This is a genomic window from Nonomuraea sp. NPDC050663 (assembly GCF_044456985.1).
GTDB lineage: Bacteria > Actinomycetota > Actinomycetes > Streptosporangiales > Streptosporangiaceae > Nonomuraea.
The window spans coordinates 1-1,031 of the sequence record NZ_JBITGL010000053.1; the positions used below are offsets into that span (position 1 = coordinate 1).

At 67.1% G+C, this 1,031-nt stretch carries 1 protein-coding gene; it reads right to left on the reverse strand.

Annotated elements, in window-relative coordinates; translation table 11 throughout:
- Positions 1-1,031, reverse strand: a 1,031-nt coding sequence (locus ACIBH1_RS49080; RefSeq protein ID WP_397321046.1) for an RNA polymerase sigma factor, incomplete at both ends; no start/stop codon positions are given.

A 1,031-nucleotide genomic window follows, 5' to 3' on the forward strand; every position in this document is an offset into this window, starting at 1 on the left:
TCCCGGTGTCCGAGCCGGGCCAGCAGCCCGGCGCGTACGGCGTACAGCAGGTGAGATCGCTCCAGCGTCCCGGCAGCGGCGATCTCATCCACGAGTTGCAAACCGGCTGCGGGGCCCTCGGCCATCGCCACGGCAGCTGCCCGATTGAGGTCGATCACGGGAGAGGACACGAGCTGGCCTAGTGCCTCGTACAGCACGACGATGCGGTCCCAGTTGGTCTCGGACACAGACGGGGCAATGGCGTGGCACTCAGCGATCGCGGCCTGCAATCCGTAAGCGCCAAGCCCTCGCCCGGCGCTGGCCGCCAACTCCAGCGCGGCGCGGCCGCGCTGGATCGCCGCGCGGTCCCAACGGCGGCGATCCTGGTCTTCCAGCAGCACCGGCCGCCCGTCTGCGTCAAGTCGGGCAGGGAAGCGGGCAGCTGTCAGCTCCATCAACGCAAGCAGCCCGAGCGCTTCTGGTGCCTTGATCAACCGCACGAGACCACGCATCAACCGCAGCGCCTCTCGGGCGAGATCAGTTCGGATCCAGGTCTGGCCGTGGGTGGCTGATGACCCTTCGGTGAAGATCAGGTAGAGGACGTTGAGTACCGAGCTCAGCCGTGCGGGCCGCTCGTGGGGTTCGGGAATGGCGAAGGGCACTCGAGTGGCAGTGATCGTCTTCTTCGCCCTGGTGATACGGGCCTGAATGGTCGGGACCGGTACAAGCAGCGACTTGGCGATCTCATCAGTGGTGAGACCGCCGACTACCCTTAGAGTCAACGCGACCCGTGACTCCTTGGAAAGGACCGGGTGGCATGCGGTGAAGATCAACGCGAGCTTGTCGTCGTCGATGGCATCCGGATCGAACAGCGCGTCGGCGGCCGGTGTCGTCTCGTCGAGTTCGCGGGCGAGCACGGCGTAGCGTTCGTCGGCGGCGGCGCGGCGGCGGAACGCATCGATTGCGCGGCGTCGTCCGACGGTTGTCAGCCAGTTGGTCGGGTTGTCCGGGATGCCGCTGGTGGACCAGCTGACCAGGGCTTCGGCCAGGGC